The organism is Pseudomonas sp. A214 (assembly GCF_900156295.1).
Lineage (GTDB): Bacteria > Pseudomonadota > Gammaproteobacteria > Pseudomonadales > Pseudomonadaceae > Aquipseudomonas > Aquipseudomonas rhizophila.
On record NZ_LT707062.1, the window covers coordinates 43,596 to 65,889 of the forward strand.

Sequence of the window (22,294 nt, forward strand, 5' to 3'; positions counted from 1 at the left end):
CGATGATGCTCATTGCCAAAAGGCAACTCCGCTCATCAAGGTCGACTCCGCCTTGCATCTACCGACTTCATTGCGACCTCCTATGGCGCAAAACGCCCTAGGCTCCAAACAGAATCAGCGTCATCCGAGGTTTTTGAAATGAATGTTTTGATCATTGGCAGCGGTGGCCGTGAACACGCCCTGGCCTGGAAAGTGGCTCAGGATCCGCGTGTGCAGAAGGTTTTCGTGGCACCGGGCAATGCCGGTACCGCCATCGAAGCCAAATGCGAAAACGTCGCCATCGACGTGCTGGCCCTGGAACAACTGGCCGACTTCGCCGAGAAGAACGTCTCGCTGACCATCGTCGGCCCGGAAGTGCCGCTGGTCGCCGGCGTGGTCGATCTGTTCCGTTCCCGTGGCCTGGACTGCTTCGGCCCGACGTCCGGAGCCGCACAGCTGGAAGGCTCGAAAGCCTTTACCAAGGATTTCCTGGCACGTCACAAGATTCCGACCGCCGACTACCAGAACTTCACCGAGATCGATCCGGCCCTGGCTTACCTGCGCGAAAAAGGCGCGCCGATCGTGATCAAGGCCGACGGCCTGGCCGCCGGTAAAGGCGTGATCGTAGCCATGACCCTGGCCGAAGCCGAAGACGCCGTGCGCGACATGCTGGCCGGCAATGCCTTCGGGGACGCCGGTTCCCGGGTGGTGATCGAAGAGTTCCTCGACGGCGAAGAAGCCAGCTTCATCGTCATGGTCGATGGCAAGAACGTCCTGCCAATGGCCACCAGCCAGGACCACAAACGTGTTGGCGATGGCGACAGCGGCCCGAACACCGGTGGCATGGGTGCCTACTCCCCTGCCCCGGTGGTCACTACCGAGGTCCATCAGCGGGTCATGGACCAGGTCATCTGGCCGACCGTGCGCGGCATGGCCGAGGAAGGCAACGTCTACACCGGCTTCCTGTATGCCGGCCTGATGATCGACAAGGCTGGTAACCCAAAAGTCATCGAATTCAACTGCCGTTTCGGCGATCCTGAGACCCAGCCGGTGATGCTGCGCCTGCAATCGAGCCTGGTGCTGCTGGTCGAAGCGGCCCTGGCCCAGGCTCTGGACAAGGTCGAAGCCCAGTGGGATCCGCGTCCGAGCGTCGGTGTGGTACTGGCAGCCGGGGGTTATCCGGGCGACTACGCTAAAGGTAATGCGATACAAGGCCTGGAGGCTGCAGCCGGGCTTGAAGGCAAGGTTTTCCATGCGGGGACCGCGCTGAAGGATGGCCAGGTGGTCACCGCCGGCGGTCGCGTACTTTGCGCCACCGCCATGGGGTCCAGTGTCGACGCGGCTCAGCAGCAGGCCTACAAGCTTGCCGCCGAGATCGACTGGGAAGGCTGTTTCTACCGCAAGGACATTGGCTACCGTGCCATTGCCCGCGAGCGTGGCGAAAATCTGGAATAACCCGGCCATTCAGACCGGCAAGCGCCCATGGCCCTTGCCTGTCTGCTCCGGCGCCGCGCATAGTTATAATCTGGCATCAACCTACGAAGGGATTTCGCCGTGCGCTGGCTCAGGATTGCCATAGGTTTAACCGTCACCCTGCTGACACTGCTCTGCACGCTCCCGGCTCAGGCCGCGCCAGGCAGTGGCTGGGCGGTATTGCTCGACGAACAGGGCGACCTGAAGCTGAGCGACATCCGTTCTGCCCGCTACACCAATCAATTCAGCCCCATCGACCTGGACCGCCTGAAGGCCGCCGAGCCGGGTGGGGCATTGTGGTTGCGTTTCCGGCTGGCCCCCGACCCACATGAACAAATACTGCGTATCTTTGCACCCGACCTGTCTCGCCTGAACCTCTATGTGCTGGACGGCGATACCCTGGTGGACCAACAGGTCGGCGGCGATGCCCTGCCCCGTATCGAACAACCCCTGCCCAGCAGCGATTACATGCTGGCCCTGCCGCGCAGCGACAAACAGCTGGACGTCTACCTGCGCCTGGCGTCCCGGCACGAACTGCGGCCCTATGTCACCCTGGAAACGGCGATTCAGGCGGCGGCCAACCAGAACCAGACGCTGATCTACGGGTTGCTGTTCGGCTGCATCGCGATGCTGATCCTGCACAACCTGACCCGCTACGCCTATACCCGCTCACGCAGTTGCCTGTGGCTGGCGGCCTGCGAAGGGTTGTTGATGCTCAGCCTGGTGCTGCTGTTGAACCTGGCTGGAGCCTGGCTGCCCGACTGGCCGGCCATTCAGACGCCGGGGGCCTATCTGGCCCTGCTGCTGACCGCGCCCTGCGGCCTGATGTTCGCCTACCGCTTCTTCGCCCCCCTGGGGCCGCACCCGTTGAACCGGCTGCTGCTGGGAGACATCGTGTTCATCACGCTCTGCAGCCTGCTGCTGTTGTTCGTGAACACACTGCCGCTCAATATCATGACCTATGCCCTGGTCGCGCTGGCCGGCCTGAGCATGCTGTTTGTCAGCGCCTGGCACTGGCAAAAGGGCTATCGCCCGGCACGGCTGTTTGTCGCCGCCATGGTGGTTTTCAACCTGGGCACGCTGATCATCCTGCCGGCCCTGCAAGGGCTGACGGAAGTCGCTCCCCAGGGCCTGATCATCACCCTGCTGGGGTTCATCTGCGTCAGCGGACTGCTGATGAGTGTCGCCCTGGGTGAGCGCCAGCGCTCGATCAACGAGAGCCGTTTCAGCATCAGCCGCGACCTGGCGGCGAGCAATGCCGAGATCAATGCCAAGGCCGAGTTCCTGGCCAAGATCAGCCACGAGATCCGTACGCCGATGAACGGCGTACTGGGCATGACCGAACTGCTGCTGGGCACGCCGCTGTCGGTCAAGCAGCGCGATTACGTGCAGACGATCCACAGCGCCGGCAACGAACTGCTGACCCTGATCAACGAGATCCTCGACATTTCCCGGCTGGAGTCCGGGCAGATCGAACTGGACGACGTGCAGTTCGACCTCAATGCGCTGATCGAGGACTGCCTGAGTATCTTCCGCGCCAAGGCCGAACAGCAGAATGTCGAACTGATCAGCTTTATCCAACCCCAGGTGCCGCGAGTGATCAGCGGTGACCCGACACGGTTGCGCCAGGCGCTACTGAGCCTGCTGGAAAACGCCCTGAAAAAAACCGACGAGGGCGAAGTGTTGATCGTCGTGGCGCTGGACGAGCGCAGCAATCAGCCGCGCCTGCGCATCGCGGTGCAGGACAGCGGAACACCCATGGACGCCGAAGAGCGCGACACGCTGATGCATGCCGAATTGCACAGCAAGAACTTCCTCTCGGCCACCCGCCTGGGCGGCAACCTGGGCCTGGTCATCGCCCGTCAATTGATCATGCTGATGCACGGCGAGTTCGGCATCAAAAGCGGCAGCAACCAGGGCAGTACCTTGTGGCTGACCTTGCCCCTGGACCCGGATCGCCTCGAACATCCGACCTCCGACCTCGACAGTCCGCTGCAAGGGGCGCGGGTGTTGATCGTCGACGACAATGACACCTGCCGCAAAGTGCTCGTGCAGCAATGCAGCGCCTGGGGCCTGAACGTCAGCGCCGTACCATCGGGCAAGGAAGCCCTGGCGCTGCTGCGCACCAAGGCGCACCTGCGGGACTACTTCGACGTGGTGCTGCTGGACCAGAACATGCCCGGCATGACCGGCATGCAACTGGCGGCCAAGATCAAGGAAGACCCGAGCCTGAATCACGACATCCTGTTGATCATGCTCACCGGCATCAGCAACGCGCCGAGCAAGGTCGTGGCACGCAACAGCGGGGTCAAGCGCATCCTCGCCAAACCGGTGGCCGGCTATACCCTCAAGACCACCCTGGCGGACGAACTCAACCAGCGCAACAAAGGCCAGGCGCCGAGCATTCCGATGGGCGCCGGTCCTGTCGTTCCGGTAAAAGTGCCCAGCGACTTCCGCATCCTGGTGGCCGAAGACAACAGCATTTCCACCAAGGTCATCCGTGGCATGCTCGGCAAGCTCAACCTGCAACCCGATACCGCCAGCAACGGCGAGGAAGCCCTCAAGGCCATGAAGGAGCAGCGCTACGACCTGGTCTTGATGGACTGCGAAATGCCGATCCTCGACGGCTTTTCCGCCACGCAACAGCTACGCGCCTGGGAAATGGGTAACCAGCGCACCCGCACCCCCGTGGTCGCGCTCACCGCGCACATCCTGGCCGAACACAAGGAACGCGCCCGTCAGGCCGGGATGGACGGCCATATGGCCAAACCGGTGGAACTGTCGCAACTGCGCGAGCTGATCGAACACTGGGTGGCCCAGCGCGACCAGCAGAATCGTACAGCGCAGACGTCCTGAGCCGACAGACACCAAAACGCCTGATAGACTCCCCGACGTCTTTCTCCGCCTTGAGCCTCGACCATGCTTCATGTGTTGTTCAGCGTTTATCTGAAGATGCTGGTGCTCTACAGCCCCTTCTTCGTGCTGTCGTGTTTTATCAGCCTGACTCGCGGCTACTCGCGCAAGGAACAACGGCGCCTGGCCTGGAAAGTCGCGATCGCGACGCTGGTGTCCAGCGTATTGCTGTATTTGTTCGGACGGGTGATTTTCAGCGTGTTCGGCATCACCGTGGATGCGTTCCGAATCGGCGCCGGCAGCGTGCTGTTCATTTCGGCGCTGGGCATGGCCCAAGGCAAATCAGCCGTACAGACAGATAATGTTCAGCAGGACGTGACCATTGTCCCGCTGACCATTCCGTTGACGGTCGGCCCCGGCACCATTGGCGCCCTGCTGGTGATGGGCGTGAGCCAGCCGCACTGGGACGACAAACTCATGGCCATCATCAGCATCGCCCTGGCCAGCTTTACCGTCGGCGTGGTGCTTTACCTGTCCAGCCGCATCGAGCGGATTCTCGGTGACCAGGGCTTACAGATTGTCAGCCGCCTGATGGGGTTGTTTGTCTGCGCGTTGGCCGCGCAGATCATCTTTACCGGGGTCAGAGGCTATCTGGTGCCCTGACACAGCAGCGGTCTGCTTGCGACGTAAGACCCCAGCGCGAATATCGGACCGTGGTCAACTCACCAGATTGCTTTCCTCCTCATACGATACGTGTGACAACTCTTTGAGCGCGACACCGTTGCTGGCATTCTGCAAAGCACCCAACTGCTCAATCAGTGTCGAGACGGTGTAATGCCGGTTTCCTCCAAAGCTGAGCACGACTTCTCCGCGCAAGTTGACATCCGCCGCATACACTTCACGAAAAATCACACTGTGCCCACTGTTCGGGTCGATGATCACCAGATGTTCATGGATGGGGCTCAGCAACAACTGGTCAGGCTCATCGTGCTCCCAGATCAACTTACCGGGGATTGTCTGCGCGCTGCCCAGCGAGTGCCGGCAATCGAGAATGACCGACTTGACTCTCAACCAGGCCGCTTTCGACAACCTGTAACTCACCGCGCCTTGCCCCATGCGCAGGACCAGAGTCGTAACATCATCCGGCATCAGCGCAAGAAGATCATCGATCTTCATCTGGCCCTCAATGGCCAGAACCTCGGCATCACGCCGGATGTAACTGAGTGGCCCAAGATGCTCCATACCCGGCAAGGTCAGCAGCTTTCCGTTCCTGCTTTCATGAAGCAGCACGTTGCTCCGCTGCTGGGTACCCAATAGTTCAAAGGACTCTGGAATGGCCGTCTTGGGAACCCGAATCACACGCTCGGTCTCGGCGACGAACCATTGCAGGTTACCGGGCTCCTCCACTGACAGCAGTGCGCTGCGAAATGGCTGGGCCGCCAGCTGTTTGAGGCCCTCGAGCTTCCGGCCACCTTGTGCGACGACCCATTCGTGAGTGACGCCGGTAATCAACGCCGGCTCCCGGTCTCGCAGCACAACCACCACGCCCTCGAATGTCACGCCACGCAGCCCCACTCCTTCGACCGTCAGTTCGACAAACTGCCAGGGCGCCCACGCACGCTCCGCGGCGGGTAACGCATCAGCCTGCAGCAACTGCGAACCCTGGCCAAAAGCGGACTCCAGTTTCTGCGGATCAATGAATGCCTGGCGATAGACTTCGCCACTCGATACATCGAACAGCCAGGCCGCTTCGCTATCCGGGGTAACGCCGAGCAGGCGCACTTGCTTTGCATGCCCCCATTCAGCCAGCAACAATCGGTTGCCGACGTACCAGGCACACAACCTCGCGTCACCGTTCAAGTGGGTCAAGCCGATCAGGGCAAAGCTGTCGGTTGCGTATTGCCGGGCCAAGGGCTCCAATGCGGACCACCAGTGCGCCCGATCCTTGAGCCACACTTCACTCAAACCGCCCAAGGCCAGTCTGCCCTGGCTCGTCAGGTTGAAGAACAGGCCCTCTGACGTCAGGGCGACGTAGCCGCCGTCAACCGCCATGACGTTTTCCAGCTTCTGCGGGCGCATCCATGTTTCGGACCAGTGTCCCTTTCCCGCCACCTCGGTACGTTGCTTGCGACACAGTTCCTGTCTGAGCCGGTCATAGATGACAAACACATCGCTGTCGCCCGCCGGTGTCAGCAACGTCAGGTCAGTCATGTGCTTGATCGAGTCGGCCCAGCCACGGTGATGATTGCGGCGAGGTGAGGGACGGATGATCAAGTGATCGCCGCGGCGAACCCAGGCCATGTCCCGCCACTGCGCCTCGGGCTTCCAGCAAACCGAAACAAAGGGGGCAGGCCGCCAGTTGACGGTGATGAAGCTGTCCTTTTCGCTGGCGGATGGGGTAAAGGGGTAGCCGTTACCAAGGATCAGCGACCAGTCGGCCAGTGTTTCGCTGGCACTCAGGACCGACTCCAATGCCAGGTCCAGGTCCCGAGTGATCGAACTGAGCAGCAGTTGCCCCTCATGTATCACATAAACGAGAACATCGCGGGCCTGATCCTTGCGGGTGATTTGCTGAACGACATGAATCACCCCCTGTGCATCCACCTCGACGCGCTTGATGGTGCTTGCGACATTGCTTGCGCCCCACAGCCAATAACGATGGCTCAACAGCCCGGTCACCGCGTCGACTTGCCAGATGATCAGGTTCTGCGGGTCGTAGAAGTAACAGGAAGCACCCGCCACCGCTCCCAACACAGCGCCATCGACACCCGGCATATCGTCACGGATGTACAGGAAGCGGTCCTCCTTCGCGTCATACCAGGCCGTAACGTAGCGGGGCTCGTCCGGTGCCTCGAACGGAATCAGATAATGGTGCACCGCCGTATACGGCATCACCAGGCGGTGCTTTTGAGCCAGAGTCTTGAGGTGCCCCTGCAACGCCTGTCGACTCATGCCCGGTGGCACATCCTGCTCGACGAGGGTGAGTTTGCGCGCCTGCAGCTCAACCTGAAACACTTGATTGTCGGAGATCTTGAGCACAATTTCATGGCTCCCCGTTCCCGTGAGCGTCACCTGGAGCTCACCGATAAACAGTTTCCCTGAACCCTCGAAACGGATGTCGCTCTCGCCGACCCAAGGGGCGTCCAATACCCAACTGGACTTCTGCGCAGGCCCCGACTCAAGGATCAGGCCCACGCCGGGATTGAGTCCCAACGCGCAGCGTTTTCCGGCACCCCGAATCCGATAGGCTACCTTTGCGTGCCAGACGGCAGGGAGAACGGGCACCACCAGCGAGCGATCGACGGAATCGAGCCACACATCGATCACTGTTGGCCGATAGTCAGGCACCATGCGGTAGAGGATGTAGTCGCTGGGAAACGAATAGAACGAAAACAGGAACAGCCAGCCACCATCCGCTTTCCTTTTTTCCAGACGCCGGGCCGTGTCGAAACCGGTGTCATGGCGCAGGCTCGCGAAGGGCAGCGCCTTGTACTCGTAGCGATAACAGGTTTGCGGTGTGCAAGGCAGGACGACCTGGCCTGCCGGCGGCGTGAACTTGACCCGACCTGGCAGATTCAGCTCTCGACGGATATCGATTGCCCGGCGGTAATCGTCATCAAAGGTCGGCACGCCGAAATGATCACGTAGCGGATACAGCCTGGGGCTGTCCAGCACGAGCTCGGAGCGGGTCAGGTCCAGCGTCTGAACGATCAACGAAGAACGCGGCAGCCATGCCCCACTGGGGACATCAAAGTGATAAGGCTGAAGATGAGCTTTTGTAGCCTCATCGAAGAAAAGCCCGACTTGTTTGGCTTCTTCAGCAATGGTGGCGAACCCCTGGGCCAGCGCGGCCACCCCCACCGCCAGCCCGCCCAGCATCACCGCGGCGCCGCCCAGAAACGCTCCGGCGGTGGTGGCACCGGCGGCGTAAGCGCCTACCGACAACGCCAGACCGGCCGAGTCGAACGCCAGTTGGGTGCCGAACTGCGCGCGTTCCACTTCGTTTCGGGCAGTCGACAACTGATAGATGTCGAAGCCGACATTCGCCAGTTGCAGCAGCCCCCCTGTCGCTTCGCTCACGCTGCTTCCCACCGCCGCCTTCACCACTGGCGCGACGGTACGGGCAATCAGTTTTTCTTCAGCCAGTGCCTGACGCACCAGCCCCACCAGGCCCGCGATATCCACCACGTTGCCGTGAACCAATTGCGCGTAATTGACATAGCCATGCAAGCGCACCGCCAGCGTCAGGGAGCGATCAGGCCCTTCCTGCCGTCTCAATGCATTCATCAATGCTTGTATGGCGAAACCGGCGTTCAGGGTATGGACGCTGCCCACTTCGGTGGGATCGCTGGGCACGGACGGTTTATTGGCCAAGGCTGAAAAACGTTCCGAGAGGTAGCTTTTTATACGCAAGAGTCGATGGTCGTCAGTGACGACCCGTACCAGTTGCTCGGGACTCTCAGGATCGATCAGGCTTATGCGGTACGATCCGTTCGACATGACCTCCAGGGTTTCGAACAACGGCACCAGGCCTGATGCCAATTGACCCGCCTGCTGAAGATGGGCCGTTGCCTGCGCGATCTGTTGCCCCCACCACTGGCCATCCAGCGCCAGCAGACAGTTGCCCAATCGAGGATTACTCTGCAGCGACTGCCCCCGGGCATTGGCCAGGCGCTGTCTGACCGGGCGCTGCGCCTGCCCGGGCAGCGCGCCGGGTTGCAGCAGTTTGGAAACTTCAATTGCACCAGACAATGCCAGGCTCGCCACCTTGGCACCGTCCAGGTCGATGAGATCGAAGGTCGGGCGCGCCGCATCGCCATACGCGGCGTAATAACTGGCCATCTCGTGCTGAAGGAAGAACTGCTCCAAGGCTTGCCTGAAGCGTGTCGCCTGCTGGAACTCGAATACGCCAAAATTCGGATCGTAGAAGTGATACGTACTGCGCTCCCCCTCTAGGGTCTTGGCCACCAGCATGGCGTGATTGTCGGAGTTGAGCATCAGCGTGCTGGTCGTTGTCCTGGCTTGCAGAATGTCCACCACCGCATTCAGATCCGAGCGCGCCAACCCACGGCCGACGTCGCCGATCTGCACATCGCGCAACGACTCCACGCAGTTGAGGAACGTCTGCGAATCACTGGCCTGAGGCTCGATCACCCCCAGGTAGAACCGCTCACGCAAGGTGTTGACCGCAACCTTGTCCTGCGACAAGGCTGCCGCCATTGCCAGGGCCAAGGGATAACAACGTCCGCCCACCCTGTCGCCATCGCCCTGGAGCAGCAGATCCTGAGGTACAAGCTTGATTGTGTCGGCATCGAAATCGTCCAGGACAGTACCGAGGCGTTCAACGACCCGGACACGGTATTCAAGCTTCGCCACCTGGCGGATCCGCGCGACGTGCTGGCCCCATTGGCACAATGTCAAAGGCTGCTCCAGGGCGTTTTTCTTCAGGGCCAGGGCGGTTTCCTCATGCCCTGGCGGATACTCGGCCGCACTGGCAAGCCCGGCCAGAAAAGCCGGCGCCTTACGTTGGTACAACGCATGCTCGATCGTTGCATAGCCGCCAGCGCTTCCCTGGTTCGCGACGTTGTTGGCCAGGTTATCCAACTGCGGGCGTACCGCATCGAAGCTGCGATTATCCAAGGCCGTCGCACCGGTCAAGCCCCCCAGCAGCAGACGTTGCAGGGGACTCAATTGAGCGACTTCAAAATCACCTTTGGCGAGGCGCTCCAGAAGCTCAACGACGGACAACCGGCGCGTTTGCTGATCGCTCAACGATGCTGGCGGCAACGCACTGGCGCTTTGGGCGAGGATCGACTGACGTTCATCAAAACCCAGCGGTATCGCCTTGTCGAAAATCACCGTCCCGTCATGGCCCAGACTCATCATCTGCATGAACGGCTTACCCAGCTCATCGGCCAGATGCTGCAAAAGCTCGGTGGACAACACATGTCGCCCCTCGATCACCGGCCAGCCTTCATCGAACTGGAGCGTACGGTATTTGAGCAGCTCGGCCATATCGCCGGCATAACGAGCCTTGAACCGGCCCTCTTGCCAGCGTTTTTTCTCGTTAACGAGCCATTGCCCGGTGTCACTTTCGTTTTCCTTCCAGGAGTGATCCAGCTCCTCCTCGGTGGCCCCATTGACGCTGCCGACGGCGGCGATGACCGCCTCCGCGCGCCACTGCTCGGCGGTTCGCGGGGTGAAATGCGCCCGGTGGAAATCGGCCATCCCCTCGCGCATGGCGGCTGGGCCGGTCAGGTAGATCGTCACTTCGCTCTGGGGGCGGATACCGTCGCTGTAGTAAGTGGCGGCCGCCTCCACCAGAAACGCCGCGGCCATTTCCGCTTCCGGCGACAGCTCGTGAAACGCACCGAAAATCTGCGTTGCGGCCTGACGCGCAAGGCCGATCATGCTCTGGGCATCGGTAAGGGCAACGTTTTGCTCATCGGCCAGGCGCGCGGTGGCATCGACGATTTCATAGTTGAGCCTGAAACGCTCGAGCACGGTTTTGAGCATCGCCGCCCCAGGGTGGCCCATCAAAAAAGCGTTGCTCAACGAGTTTCGCGCGGCAACAGCGCGCAGCTCGTACGGACGCGCCAGACGCTCCACCGGCGGGCGAAAAACGCGGTTCAACTCGGGCTGGCTTTTAGCGAACCGCTCCAGCGCATCGCGATGCTGCGACGGGATCGCGTGGAGATAATCCGTGTACTGGCTGCGCAATGCCTGACGGCCGGGCATCCAATCCGGGTTTCGATCAAGCAACAACTGCAACACCCCCAGGCGCGCGTCGGTCTTGAACTCACGAATGTCCACCTCCCCCAGTTTCTCCAGCAAGGGCGGCAGGTGATCGATATCGACATAGCCGCCCCCTTCGGCGAACAGGGCTTCGACACGCACAATGTCGGAGCCCCCGGCAAACATGCCACGCAGACTGATCTCGCGTTCGTAGATATCCCGCAAGTGAAGGGGTGCTTGACCGGCGGCAACGTCGCGCAGGCTCAGGCAACCCTCAGCCAAGGCCGTGAGGCTGAGGCGGTTATCGTTCATCAGGGTATTGAGTCGCGCCTTATCCTGGCCGTAGGCGCGAACCAGCAGATCGATTCGAGCCTCATCGGCACTGCCGCCGTTCTTCACAACCTTGGTGATATGCGCATACATCTGCTGCTTCAGGACGATGGCGCGTTCTTCATAACGGTCGCCCAACTCCAACGGATCGACACTGGCCTGCCCGCCATTGAGCATGGCATCGGCCTTCGCGGCTTCGACAATGATCCGGTTGGTCTCATAGGCCAGCAGCGCGTCGCTGTCATACCAGAGACTGAGGCGATAGCCCTGCGGGCCCATCACCTTTTTCCAGATATTGATGTAATCACGCTGAATCGCCCCGACGCCGCCCCCAAGCCAGACAAAATGCAGGTTTTTCGGCACTTCGGTAGCGGGTAGTTTCAACTGCTCGAAGCTGTTGTGCAGGCGCGCTTCGAAACCCTCGATTTTGTTTTGTATCTGCGCCAGGTTCGCAGGCCCGGCGCCATCGGTGCTCAGCGGCTCCGGCGCACGACGGCGCCGGCTGTTTCCCTGCAAGGTTCCCACCGCCTGCTTGAGCAGCCCCAACGGTTCCAACATGCGCGCAGAATCCAACAAGGCGATACAACCAAAGTAATACCGAAGTACCGAATCATATTGTTCGGAACCCTTGTACGGCATTAAGGCCCGTTCAAGATCCTTTAGTTTCAACAAACTCACAAAATCGACGTAGTCATCCGCCGATGAACGCTCAGATTCACTCATAAACAATACTTCCATTTATCGTATATAAATACAGGACAGCCTTGCACGATGACCGCCCACAAGCGCTTCCAAGCACTCGGGCAGCCTCTGCATCAAGTCATCTAAAGAAATACTCTTGTCAGGAGAAATTGCGCGCTCTCTCCTGCAATAGATAAGTAGCAGCCATCCCCAGTGCGCCCCAACAACAGCGTTCACTCAGGCCGCAAACAGCACTTTACAGTCCCAATCAATTTCAAAGCGGAAGCAAACATAGCCCACACTTCGAACGCTGTTCAACTCACAAGGAATTCAATAAGTTTCCGAACACAATGACTTAGCGCTCGCGCATCGAATATTTATTTCATTATTCAAACAAACAGGTATTCGCGACGTCTACAGCGTCAAACAGCGGGTCGTCTTTTACCCACGCAGTCTCGAACATGACGAAGTCAGATAGAGGCGGCCCAGGCGGGCCGCCGGGTTTTATCAGAGCGGTTTGCTGCCATACCAACGCGGCGTGTACACCCAGTCGCCCCCTTCGGCGCGCGGGAATACACACGTGGTGGAGGAACCGATCAGCACCATGGTGCGCATATCCACCTGTTCCGGGGTCAACTGCCCCAAAGTCGTGACCCGCAGGGTCTGGCCCGGACGACCGATATCACGCCCCAACACCACCGGCGTGTGCGGCGTGCGATGTTGCGCAACGATCTCCAGCGCTCGCCCCAGCTGCCACGGTCGGGAACGGGAGATCGGGTTGTAGAACGCCAGGGCCAGGTCTGCTTCAGCCGCCAGATCCAGGCGTTTCTCGATGATCGACCACGGTTTGAGATTGTCCGACAGCGACATCACGCAAAAATCATGACCCAGAGGCGCACCGGCCTGGGCGGCGGTGGCGAGGGAAGCCGAGACGCCCGGAAGGATTTGCAGGTCGACGCTATGCCAATGGGCATCCGTCGACTCGTGCAGCGCTTCGAGCACCGCGGCGGCCATGGCGAACACGCCTGGATCGCCGGACGACACCACCACCACGGATCGCCCTTGGGCTGCCAGCTCGAAGGCATGACGGGCACGCTGCATTTCCTCGCGGTTGTCGGTGCAGTGCTGCACCTGATCGGGCCGGAAGGGACCGGCCATGCGCACGTAGGTTTCGTAGCCCAGCACATCGGTGGCGCGGTCGAGTTCGGCGCGCACGGCCGGCACCATCAACTCGGCAGCGCCGGGGCCAAGGCCGATCACGGCAAGACGCCCGCGCGGGCGGCCGATCTGTTCGGGGTCAAGGGGCTGCTCAGTCACGGCGATGGCATGGCTGCCCATGACCTGTAGCGATGCCGGTTGGCCGAGGGCATCGCTCAACGCTGTTTCGAGGTTGCCATTGATTGCGGCAAAACGCAGCGGCACACCCAAGGCCGATGCCGTTTCGTGCAGCTCAGGACGGGCCATGTCGCTGTCCGCCGCCAACAGGCACGCCAGCGACTGCGGCGCGAGGCCGGCCTGCTCCAGTATCGCGCCGATGTCCGCCGACGCCCCTGCACTCAACGCCACCAGCACATTGCGCGGATAAATACGCAGCTCATCCGCCGCCGGTGTACCCGCAGCACTGTCGATACGGATCGCCAACCGTGCCCGTTCATCCTCGGGTAACTGCGCCTGAGCCAGCCACGGCGCGGCGCCTTCGATGCGCACCGATTCACCTGCCAGCAGATCGGAGACAAAACGCTTGCCTTGCTCCAGATCGCCGAGGCTGTAGCCACTCGGCGGATTGAGCAGGCAGGTGCCGAAACGCAATTCGCCGCTGGTGGTGATCGCCGGGGTGACTTGCAGTGCTGTGGCGATATCACGGGCCATGACATTGACCCCGCCCAGCCCGCCAAGCAGCGGCACCACCGCGCTGCCGTCCTCGGCCACCGCCAGCACCGGCGGCTCGACGCCTTTTTCCAGCAGCAGCGGCGCCAGCGTGCGGATGACGATGCCGGCCGCGCACAGGGCGATGATCGGCGTGTCCTGTTGATAGAGTTCGCGCAGCGTTGTGCCGAACTCGGTGTATTGACGATCCACGCCCTCGACCCGTCCGCTCAGGCCATGAATCAGGGCGTCAGGGTAGCGCTGCTGGATCTGTCGGGCGGTGGCGAGACTGCCCGGGCCGAGGATGACAATGGCCGGCACTTTGGAAGTCATCAACCCTGCCACCGTTCGCCGGGCACGATGATCAGCGAGAAGTACGGCGAGGACATCGGCTCGACTTCATCCAGCGGCACGATCTTCTGGTTGGCCATGGTTGCCCGCTCGACGTACAACGCCCGACCGTCCAGGCCCAAATCCTGGAGCACCTGCCGGACCTTGGGGAAGTTACGCCCCAGTTTCATGATGACCGCCGCATCGGCGTCGGCCAGGCGGCGCTTGAGTTCCTCAAAGGGCAGCACGCCAGAGAGCACCGACAGGCTCTGGTTGCGATAGACCAGCGGCGCACCGAGCACCGAGGCGCCACCGAGCATCGAGCACACGCCAGGAATCACCTCGGCGTCATAGCGCTCGGCCAGGCGATCGTGCAGGTACATGTAAGAGCCGTAGAAGAACGGATCGCCCTCGCAGATCACCGCCACATCACGACCGGCATCCAGATGCACGGCCAACTGCTCGGCAGCGGTGTCGTAGAAGTCGGCGATGACCTGTTCATAGGACAGCGGGGCCGGCAGCGCTTCGGTAGTCACCGGATAGACCAGCGGCAGCAACGTCTGCGCCTCCTGCAAATGCGCCTCGATGATGCCGAAAGCGTTGCCCTTCTTGCCCTTGGCGACGAAGTACGCCACCACCGGCGATTCGCGCAGCAGGCGCAGGGCCTTGACCGTAATCAGTTCCGGGTCACCGGGGCCTACGCCGAGGCCGATCAGACGTCCAGGCTGCTGCATCATTCAATCTCCGTAGCGAGGGCGTTGACGGCGGCGGCGGCCATGGCGCTGCCGCCGAGCCGGCCTTGCATGATCACGAACGGCACGCCACGGCTGTTGGCTGCCAGCATCGCCTTGGACTCGGCGGCACCGACGAAGCCCACCGGGAAGCCCAGGATCAGTGCCGGTTTCGGCGCGCCGGCATCGAGCATTTCCAACAGGTAGAACAGGGCGGTCGGCGCGTTGCCGATCACCACGACACTGCCTTCCAGATGCGGACGCCAAAGCTCCAGGGCGGCCGCCGAACGGGTGTTGCCCAATTCAAGGGCCAACGCCGGCACGCTCTCGTCGCGCAAGGTACAGATCACCGGATTGTTCGCTGGCAGGCGAGCCCGGGTCACGCCTTCGCTGACCATCCGCGCATCGCACAGGATCGGCGCACCGGCGGCCAGCGCCTGGCGTCCCGCCGTGCCGGCGCCCTCGGAAAACTGCAGGCCATCGACGGCCTCGACCATGCCGCAGGCGTGAATCACCCGCACCGCGAGTTTTTCCAAGTCGGCCGGAATGCGCGCCAGGTTGGCTTCGGCGCGAATGATCGCGAAGGAGTTGCGATAGATCTCCTGACCGTCGCGGATGTAATCAAGCATCAAGGGGGCTCCGGGGGCGAGCGTCGAGCCAGTGGCCGAGCGCTTCAATAGTTAGATCGTGCGCCTGCAACGCGCCGAAACCCGGCAGCGTCGCATCGCGAAAATACAGGTCGTAACGACCGGGGGCGACCGCCAGCAAGGTGGCGGGCGCGACATGGGCCGCTGCGCAGGAACGCGGACAGCCCGAGAGATGGATCTTCAGGGCACGGCCCTGGCGTTGCAGCAGCTCGGCCAATTGACGAGCATCGGCCTTGGTGTCGGCCAGGGCTTTGCCACAGCCACTGGAGCCGGTACACGCGATGAGTTGCGCCAGGGGTTGCTCGAGCGAGCACAACAGCCCCAACTCCTCGAGCCGCGCCAGCACATCGGGCGCATCCTCGCGGCGCACGTTGGGCAGCAACAGGCTCTGCCAGGGGCTGAAACGCAGGCTGGCGTCGCCCTTGTCCCGCGCCAATTGCGCCGCTGCGCGCAGCATGACGGCGTCGAGCCGGCCCAGAGGTGCCGCCGCGCCAACGTAGACCCGGTCGTCGTGCTGGGAATGGATGCCGATGTGCAATCCGTCGATGGACTCGCCCCGCCGCCAATCCGGAGGGGGCTGCAACGCCACGCGGCGGGCCAACTGGACGAGGAACTCACCCCTCGGGATTTCGGCCAGCACGTGACGCATGCGCGTCTGGTCGGGACGGGCCAGGTCGAGAAACAACTCCAGCACCGCCACCACCAAATCATGTCCCTGGGCCAGGCGCACAGCGCCGTCCGGCTTATCCAGCGGGGTGCCGGCCAGCCCGAAGGCCAGCCACGGTTCGCCGTTGCGAACCAGCGCCGAGAGCCACAGGTCATGGTGATGTTCAAGCATCGCCAACCCTTCCCCGCCGTCCAATTGCACGGCGAACTTGGCCGACAGTTCATGGAAGCGTTCATGGGTTTGCAGGGTGAAAAGAATCCGCGCGGCCAACGGACGGGTATCGAGCAGCATCTGCCGGTCGATCCCGGCCGTGGGGCTGAGCATCAGGTTGCGCACGTCATCGCCGGCTAGTTTGCGGGGGCCAAGTCCGGCGTTCAGCAAGGGCTCGATCAACGCATCGTGCTGGGGCCCAATCCCACGGATTTGCAGGTTGGCGCGGTTGGTCGCCTCGATGACGCCACCGGCGAACCGCTCGGCCGCCAACGCCACGGCGTCGGCCTGATCCGCCTGGATGGAACCACCGTCGAGCTTGATCCGGCAGATCCCTCCGTCCAGCGCCTGGACGACACGCAGCAACCCCGGACAACCCGAGGGGCGTATGACGCTGGATGATGGACGTTCGTTCAAGGGCAAACCGGTCGATAAGGCACGCCGCAACGGCGAGGGCCCGCCATTATGCCTGCTTTGCCGGGGGGCATGAAAAGCTTGCTGGTCGGATTGCGGGCATCGCGCTGCGCCAGGGAGCCGATCACGGCCACAAAACGGGGGGAGCGAGCCTGTTCGCGATAGCGGTCCACCTGAAAGGGTGATGTTGAATGTGTCAACGCCTTCGCGAGCAAGCCCGCCAAAGGGGTTCGGTGTCAGGCACGCTGACGTAAGTTTCCGGCGCCTTCCATGTAGGGATTTTTACCTTAAAAAACAGGCACATATCTTGGAACACATGCTCATTTGAACAAGCCGCAAAACCCCGCTTTATTCAAAGGGCAACCACTCACTTCACTTCATGGGAATCTTTGATAAGGACATCAGGATATGCCACACACATCGAATTACGCCTACACCCCGGAACAGGTCACGACCGCATTCACCGGGATCACCGACACGCTGTTCAATGGCATTACGGTCGAGTCCGTCCCCAAAATGCTGATCGTCGCCGGATCGCAGGGATCGGGTAAAACCTATCTGCTGGAAAAAAGCCTCCTGCCCTCCCAACGCTACGACAATCATGTGCGCCTGTACCTGCCCGAGTACCGGGAAAAACACCCTCACTACGCCGAAATGATCAAACACGGTGTGCTGCATGCTTATGAGCATACAGAGGCCTTTGTTCGAGAGGTTTGCTCGAAAATCTTCGCAGAGGCGTTCAGGAAAAAATACAACATCATCATGGAATGCGCGTTCGACAGCATCGATTTCGCGGCCTTCCCGGCGATGGCCACGGCAGCGGGCTATCAGCTGGAAACCCACATCATCGCCTGCAAAAAAGAGTTCGCTCATCTATCGAGTATCAAAAGAGCCCTCAGAAGCCTGGAAAAACAGGAGCTGGAAAGGTTCGTCACGCTATCGGCGCTCAATGCCAGCCTGGGCAACGCCCAGCCGACCCTGCTGGCTATCGAGACGGCGGCCAAAGCAGTCAGCGGCTCGCAGATATGCTTGTACGAGCGCGGGTTCGGCCCTTTGAAGGAACGGATCCTGCGCACCCAAAGCACCTATACCCTCGATCCGGACGGGACTTTGCTCATCGCGGGACCGAAGGTGGTTTATGCAAATGCCTTCGAGATCATCACCAACAACCGCCTCCACCTCATCGGCGACCGCGAAGAAATGGTAAAGGAGTGCCACCTGACACTGCTCAAGACCCAGCCCCATGCTGAACACGTACCCGACTCGGTCTACAACGATCTGTATGCCTATATCCTCAAATACGTCTACCGATGAATCGGCTGCCTGCTTGAGAAGGTGATGTTGAATGTGCCGGCGCCATCGCGAGCAAGCTCGCTCCCACAGGGGATTTGTGACGGCCTCAGACTCTGCGGGACCTGTGGCAAACACAAACCTAGTGCCTCCCCCAATCAAAACTGTGGGAGCGAGCCTGCTCGCGATAGCGGTCTGTCTGAATCGGCGCCGCACGCCGGCAGGCTCCCAACAGCCCACGCCATAACCGAAGGCGCACGGTATGATGGCGGCCCGGTTCGCGTGCGCAACAAGCCCGTCGATCAAACCTATCCATTCGAGGAACAGAGATGACCCCCTGGCTGACCGTAGTGGGCATCGGTGAAGACGGCTTCAAGGGCCTGGGCCGAGCGGCTCGCCACGCTTTGCTGCAGGCCTCGCGTATTCTGGGCAGTGAGCGCCAGTTGGCGCTATTGCCGCTGTGCATCCGCGGTGAACGGGAGCTGTGGCCCAGTCCATTTTCCCTCGAACCGCTGCTGGCACGGCGCGGAGACCCCGTGTGCGTGCTGGCCAGCGGCGATCCCATGTTCTATGGCGTAGGCGCCAGCCTCGCCAAACACCTGCCTGGCGAGCAGATGCGGGTCATTCCAGCGCCATCGTCCTGTTCGCTGGCGGCGGCCCGCATGGGTTGGCCCTTGCAGGAGGTGGTCACCCTGTCGCTGGTGGCACGGCCCCTGGCGGCACTCAGCGCTCACTTATCCACAGGCGTCCGGCTGTTGCTGCTGAGCAACGACCGCCACAGTCCTGCCGCCGTGGCGGCGCTACTTCGCGAGCGCGGCTTCGGCCCCAGCCCCATGACCGTGCTCGAACATCTGGGCGGCGCCGCCGAACGGCGGATCGAAAGCTGTGCGGCACAATGGTCCGATCCCACCGTCGCGGACCTGAACCTGATCGCCATCGAATGCCGCGCCGAACCCTCGGCGTTGCGCCTGTCGCGCCTGGCCGGTTTGCCGGACACTGCGTTTGAACATGACGGCCAGCTCACCAAACGTGACGTGCGCGCCATTACCCTCGCCCGTCTGGCCCCGATGCCCGGTGAATTGCTCTGGGATGTGGGGGCGGGCAGCGGCTCCATCGGTATCGAATGGATGCGCGCCCACCCCAGTTGCCGAGCCCTGGCCATCGAGGCCGACGAAGGCCGCCAAGGGTTGATCGAACGAAACCGCGACACCCTAGGCGTGCCCGGTCTGCAACTGATCCGCGGGCGGGCACCGCAGGCTCTGGAAGGACTGGAGCCGCCGGACGCGGTATTCATCGGCGGCGGCGTAACCCGCGAGGGCGTGCTCGACGCTTGCTGGGCTCGACTCAAGCCCGGCGGACGGCTGGTGGCCAACGCCGTGACGCTGCAGAGCGAGATGACGCTGATGAACTGGCGCGAACTTCATGGCGGCGAACTGACCCGTATCCACATCGCCCAGGCCCAGCCATTGGGCGAGTTCGACACCTGGCGCCAGGCATTGCCCATCACCTTGCTCGACCTGGTCAAACCCTTCGATGCGTGACGAAACCGCCGAACAACCCGCGCCCCTGCGCAGCGGCCTGACCACCGGCAGTTGCGCCACCGCCACCAGTCTGGCGGCCGCCCGGCTGCTGCTTTGCGGCATCCAGGCCGATGCCGTGGAGATCGTGCTGCCCAAAGGCAAGCACGTGCAGATGCGCCTGGAATTCTGCCGCCTGACCGAGCAAGGCGCCGAAGCCGGGACGATCAAGGACGCCGGCGATGACCCGGACGTGACCCACGGCGCGCTGCTGTTTTCCCAAGTGCGGCTGACAGCCGAGCCTGGGGTGCGCTTCATTGCCGGGCGTGGCGTGGGCACCGTGACGCGGCCAGGATTGGTATTGGACGTCGGTGAGCCGGCGATCAATCCGGTACCACGTAAAATGATCGGCGACCACCTGGGACGGCTGGCCGAGCAAGCCGGGTATGCCGGCGGCTTCGAGGTCACGGTCAACGTTGAGGGCGGCGAAGCGCTGGCGCTGAAAACCATGAATCCCCGGCTGGGGATCCTCGGCGGCCTGTCGATCCTCGGCACCAGCGGCATCGTCCGACCATTCTCCTGCGCGGCCTACATTGCCTCGATCCACCAGGGCATCGACGTGGCGAAAACCAACGGTTACCTGCACATCGCCGCCTGCACCGGCAACGCCAGCGAAGACACCATGCGCCGGGTCTACAACCTGCCGGAAATCGCCCTGATCGAAATGGGCGATTTTGTCGGGGCGGTGCTCAAGCATGTGCGCAAGGTGCCCGTGGAGAAACTCAGCCTCTGTGGCGGCTTTGGCAAAATCAGCAAATTGGCCGCCGGTCACATGGACCTGCACAGCCGTCATTCAAGTATCGACCTGCCACAACTGGCGCAATGGGCAGCCGCCATCGGTGCCGATGAGGCATTGCAGCAAGGCATTCGCCAGGCCAACACCAGCCAGCAAGCCCTGGCGATGGCCAGCGCCGCTGGCATCGCCCTCGGCGACGCAGTCTGCGAACACGCCTTGGCCTTCGCTCGCGGCATCGTACCAGCCCAGGTCCAGGTCGAAGTCTTCGCCATCGACCGCCAGGGCGCCGTCGTCGGTCACGCCGGAGCTTTCAAATGAAACGCATCCTGCTGCTGGGGGGTGTCACCGAAGCCCTGGCCATCGCCCGCACCCTGGGCCCAACACACCTCTACAGCCTGGCGGGGATCGGCCGCGTTCCCACCGACCTGACCTGTCAGGTGCGCGTCGGCGGCTACGGCGGCGCCGAAGGGCTGACGCAATTCATTCGTGACCAAAGCATCGACCTGTTGCTGGATGCGACCCACCCCTACGCCGCACAGATCAGCCACAACGCCGCCCACGCAGCCCGCGCTTGCGGCATTCCCTGCTGGGCCCTGCGCCGTCCGGCATGGCAACCCCAGGCCGGGGATGACTGGCGCGAAGTGGCCGACTGGGCCGAACTGATCCAGGCCCTGCTGCCGTTCCACCGCCCCCTCTTCACCCTTGGCCGCGAGCCGCTGCAACACCTGCACGAAATCCCGCCCGAGCAATTCTGGACCCTGCGGGCCCTGGAGGTTTACCCCGGTAATGAGCGCTGCGAAGTCATAGGTGCTCGTGGACCGTTTCATATTGACGGTGAGCGCGAACTGTTCGAACGGCGGCGGATCGATGTGCTGATCAGCAAGAACAGCGGCAGCACGGCCACCGAGCCGAAGCTGGAAGTAGCGCGGGAGCGGGGGCTGCCGGTGTTGGTGTTGAAGCGGCCGGTGTTGCCGGGGGTGGATCGGGAGTTTGGGACGGTGGGTGAGGTGCTGCAGGGGCTTCGGCATTTGGTCTGACAGTCCCCTGCACCCAGGGCCGCTTCGCGCCCCAACGGGGATAAATCCCCTCGCCACAAAGAGTGCGCACACCCCTAGATTTTCAAAGGAATGCTATGGCCCTGACACGAAGCTATAAACACATGATGAAGCCCCTACTCTGCTTTTGAACGCAGAGCCGGAGATGATCAAAATCCCTTGCCATAAAAGCACTTCCTTGAAGATCTGTTGCTACTGTTAACCCAAGCCCTGCGACCCTACACCGCACGTGCTCTTTTTACTTATCAACCCCGATCAGGCTAAATACCGCCACCTGATCGACCATCGAGCGGATTGCCCCATGTCCCGACAACGGCTTGCATTTGCCTGGATCGCCTGCTTCGCAGTGCTGTTCAACATGCTTGCCATGCCGCTTTCCGGCAGCGGTGGGGCGATGGCACAGGCCCAGTCGCCAGCCGAGCAATTGCTGTGGGGCAGTTTCTGCTCTTCCAGCGGAACGAAACTGGTGGCGATTTCCCTGGGCAAGTTCGAGCAGAGCACGCCGCAGAACGACGATCACTCGACGATGCAGCATTGCTGGTGCTGTGCGGGGTCGCCGCCCTTGGTGGCGCTCACCGGGCACGAGCCGCAGTTGTACCTAAATGCTCAGCCGGCCCATCGCGGCGCTGCCCACCCACTGCTCGACAGCCCCACACCGCGCCAGCAATGGCCGAGCCTCAATCCCCGCGCCTCACCTCTGGCCTGATTCTTCCCGCATGC

At 62.0% G+C, this 22,294-nt stretch carries 13 protein-coding genes; 8 read left to right on the forward strand and 5 right to left on the reverse strand.

What is annotated here, in order from left to right:
* The first annotated feature begins 138 nt into the window (after window positions 1-138).
* From purD to BW979_RS00205, 3 genes are all read left to right on the forward strand, one after another.
* Window positions 139-1,434 carry a phosphoribosylamine--glycine ligase gene (purD, locus tag BW979_RS00195; protein WP_047227384.1) on the forward strand — a complete coding sequence of 432 codons (1,296 nt, stop codon included), beginning with the start codon at window positions 139-141 and terminating at the stop codon, window positions 1,432-1,434.
* A gap of 99 nt (window positions 1,435-1,533) precedes the next feature.
* Entirely contained in the window at window positions 1,534-4,308 is a 2,775-nt protein-coding gene (locus BW979_RS00200; protein WP_076382840.1) for a hybrid sensor histidine kinase/response regulator, read from the forward strand.
* Window positions 4,309-4,371: 63 nt separating this feature from the next.
* Window positions 4,372-4,968 (forward strand): MarC family protein, encoded by a 597-nt coding sequence (locus BW979_RS00205; RefSeq protein WP_076382842.1) that lies wholly within the window; start codon window positions 4,372-4,374, stop codon window positions 4,966-4,968.
* A gap of 54 nt (window positions 4,969-5,022) precedes the next feature.
* Here the strand turns inward: BW979_RS00205 and BW979_RS00210 are convergent, their stop codons facing one another.
* The 5 genes from BW979_RS00210 to cobG form a co-directional block, all read right to left on the reverse strand.
* Window positions 5,023-12,093 carry a TcdA/TcdB pore-forming domain-containing protein gene (locus tag BW979_RS00210; RefSeq protein ID WP_076382844.1) on the reverse strand — a complete coding sequence of 2,357 codons (7,071 nt, stop codon included), beginning with the start codon at window positions 12,091-12,093 and terminating at the stop codon, window positions 5,023-5,025.
* Window positions 12,094-12,558: 465 nt separating this feature from the next.
* On the reverse strand, window positions 12,559-14,250 hold the full coding sequence (gene cobJ / locus BW979_RS00215) for a precorrin-3B C(17)-methyltransferase (RefSeq protein ID WP_076382846.1): 1,692 nt from the start codon (window positions 14,248-14,250) through the stop codon (window positions 12,559-12,561).
* The gene (locus tag BW979_RS00220; RefSeq protein WP_083714353.1) at window positions 14,250-14,984 is read right to left on the reverse strand and encodes a precorrin-2 C(20)-methyltransferase; all 735 of its coding nucleotides are present in this window, start codon (window positions 14,982-14,984) and stop codon (window positions 14,250-14,252) included. The genes cobJ and BW979_RS00220 overlap by 1 nt, the downstream gene beginning before the upstream one ends.
* Window positions 14,981-15,607, reverse strand: a complete 627-nt coding sequence (locus BW979_RS00225) for a precorrin-8X methylmutase (RefSeq protein WP_047227378.1) — start codon at window positions 15,605-15,607, stop codon at window positions 14,981-14,983. The genes BW979_RS00220 and BW979_RS00225 overlap by 4 nt, the downstream gene beginning before the upstream one ends.
* Entirely contained in the window at window positions 15,600-16,919 is a 1,320-nt protein-coding gene (gene cobG / locus BW979_RS00230) for a precorrin-3B synthase (protein WP_231990601.1), read from the reverse strand. The genes BW979_RS00225 and cobG overlap by 8 nt, the downstream gene beginning before the upstream one ends.
* Before the next feature lie 405 nt (window positions 16,920-17,324).
* Between cobG and BW979_RS00235 the strand changes: the two genes are divergently transcribed.
* The 5 genes from BW979_RS00235 (at window position 17,325) to BW979_RS00255 (ending at window position 22,280) form a co-directional block, all read left to right on the forward strand.
* Window positions 17,325-18,230, forward strand: coding sequence for a zeta toxin family protein (locus BW979_RS00235; protein WP_076382852.1), 906 nt, complete (start codon window positions 17,325-17,327; stop codon window positions 18,228-18,230).
* 305 nt (window positions 18,231-18,535) lie between these two features.
* Complete coding sequence (gene cbiE, locus BW979_RS00240; RefSeq protein ID WP_076382854.1) at window positions 18,536-19,747, forward strand: precorrin-6y C5,15-methyltransferase (decarboxylating) subunit CbiE; 1,212 nt, start codon at window positions 18,536-18,538, stop codon at window positions 19,745-19,747.
* Window positions 19,740-20,837, forward strand: a complete 1,098-nt coding sequence (locus BW979_RS00245; RefSeq protein WP_047227374.1) for a cobalt-precorrin-5B (C(1))-methyltransferase — start codon at window positions 19,740-19,742, stop codon at window positions 20,835-20,837. The genes cbiE and BW979_RS00245 overlap by 8 nt, the downstream gene beginning before the upstream one ends.
* Window positions 20,834-21,556, forward strand: a complete 723-nt coding sequence (locus BW979_RS00250) for a cobalt-precorrin-6A reductase (protein ID WP_047227373.1) — start codon at window positions 20,834-20,836, stop codon at window positions 21,554-21,556. The genes BW979_RS00245 and BW979_RS00250 overlap by 4 nt, the downstream gene beginning before the upstream one ends.
* 319 nt (window positions 21,557-21,875) lie before the next feature.
* Window positions 21,876-22,280: a DUF2946 domain-containing protein gene (locus BW979_RS00255; protein WP_076382856.1), complete on the forward strand. Its 405-nt coding sequence runs from the start codon at window positions 21,876-21,878 to the stop codon at window positions 22,278-22,280.
* Window positions 22,281-22,294: the final 14 nt, after the last annotated feature.

What these genes read in the sequence shown, in the direction of transcription:
- purD (WP_047227384.1), top strand. Translation starts at nt 139, where the DNA reads ATGAATGTTTTGATCATTGGCAGCGGTGGCCGTGAACACGCCCTGGCC.
- BW979_RS00205 (WP_076382842.1), top strand. Translation starts at nt 4,372, where the DNA reads ATGCTTCATGTGTTGTTCAGCGTTTATCTGAAGATGCTGGTGCTCTAC.
- BW979_RS00210 (WP_076382844.1), bottom strand. Translation starts at nt 12,093, where the DNA reads ATGAGTGAATCTGAGCGTTCATCGGCGGATGACTACGTCGATTTTGTG.
- cobJ (WP_076382846.1), bottom strand. Translation starts at nt 14,250, where the DNA reads ATGACTTCCAAAGTGCCGGCCATTGTCATCCTCGGCCCGGGCAGTCTC.
- BW979_RS00220 (WP_083714353.1), bottom strand. Translation starts at nt 14,984, where the DNA reads ATGATGCAGCAGCCTGGACGTCTGATCGGCCTCGGCGTAGGCCCCGGT.
- BW979_RS00225 (WP_047227378.1), bottom strand. Translation starts at nt 15,607, where the DNA reads ATGCTTGATTACATCCGCGACGGTCAGGAGATCTATCGCAACTCCTTC.
- BW979_RS00235 (WP_076382852.1), top strand. Translation starts at nt 17,325, where the DNA reads ATGCCACACACATCGAATTACGCCTACACCCCGGAACAGGTCACGACC.
- cbiE (WP_076382854.1), top strand. Translation starts at nt 18,536, where the DNA reads ATGACCCCCTGGCTGACCGTAGTGGGCATCGGTGAAGACGGCTTCAAG.
- BW979_RS00245 (WP_047227374.1), top strand. Translation starts at nt 19,740, where the DNA reads ATGCGTGACGAAACCGCCGAACAACCCGCGCCCCTGCGCAGCGGCCTG.
- BW979_RS00250 (WP_047227373.1), top strand. Translation starts at nt 20,834, where the DNA reads ATGAAACGCATCCTGCTGCTGGGGGGTGTCACCGAAGCCCTGGCCATC.
- BW979_RS00255 (WP_076382856.1), top strand. Translation starts at nt 21,876, where the DNA reads ATGTCCCGACAACGGCTTGCATTTGCCTGGATCGCCTGCTTCGCAGTG.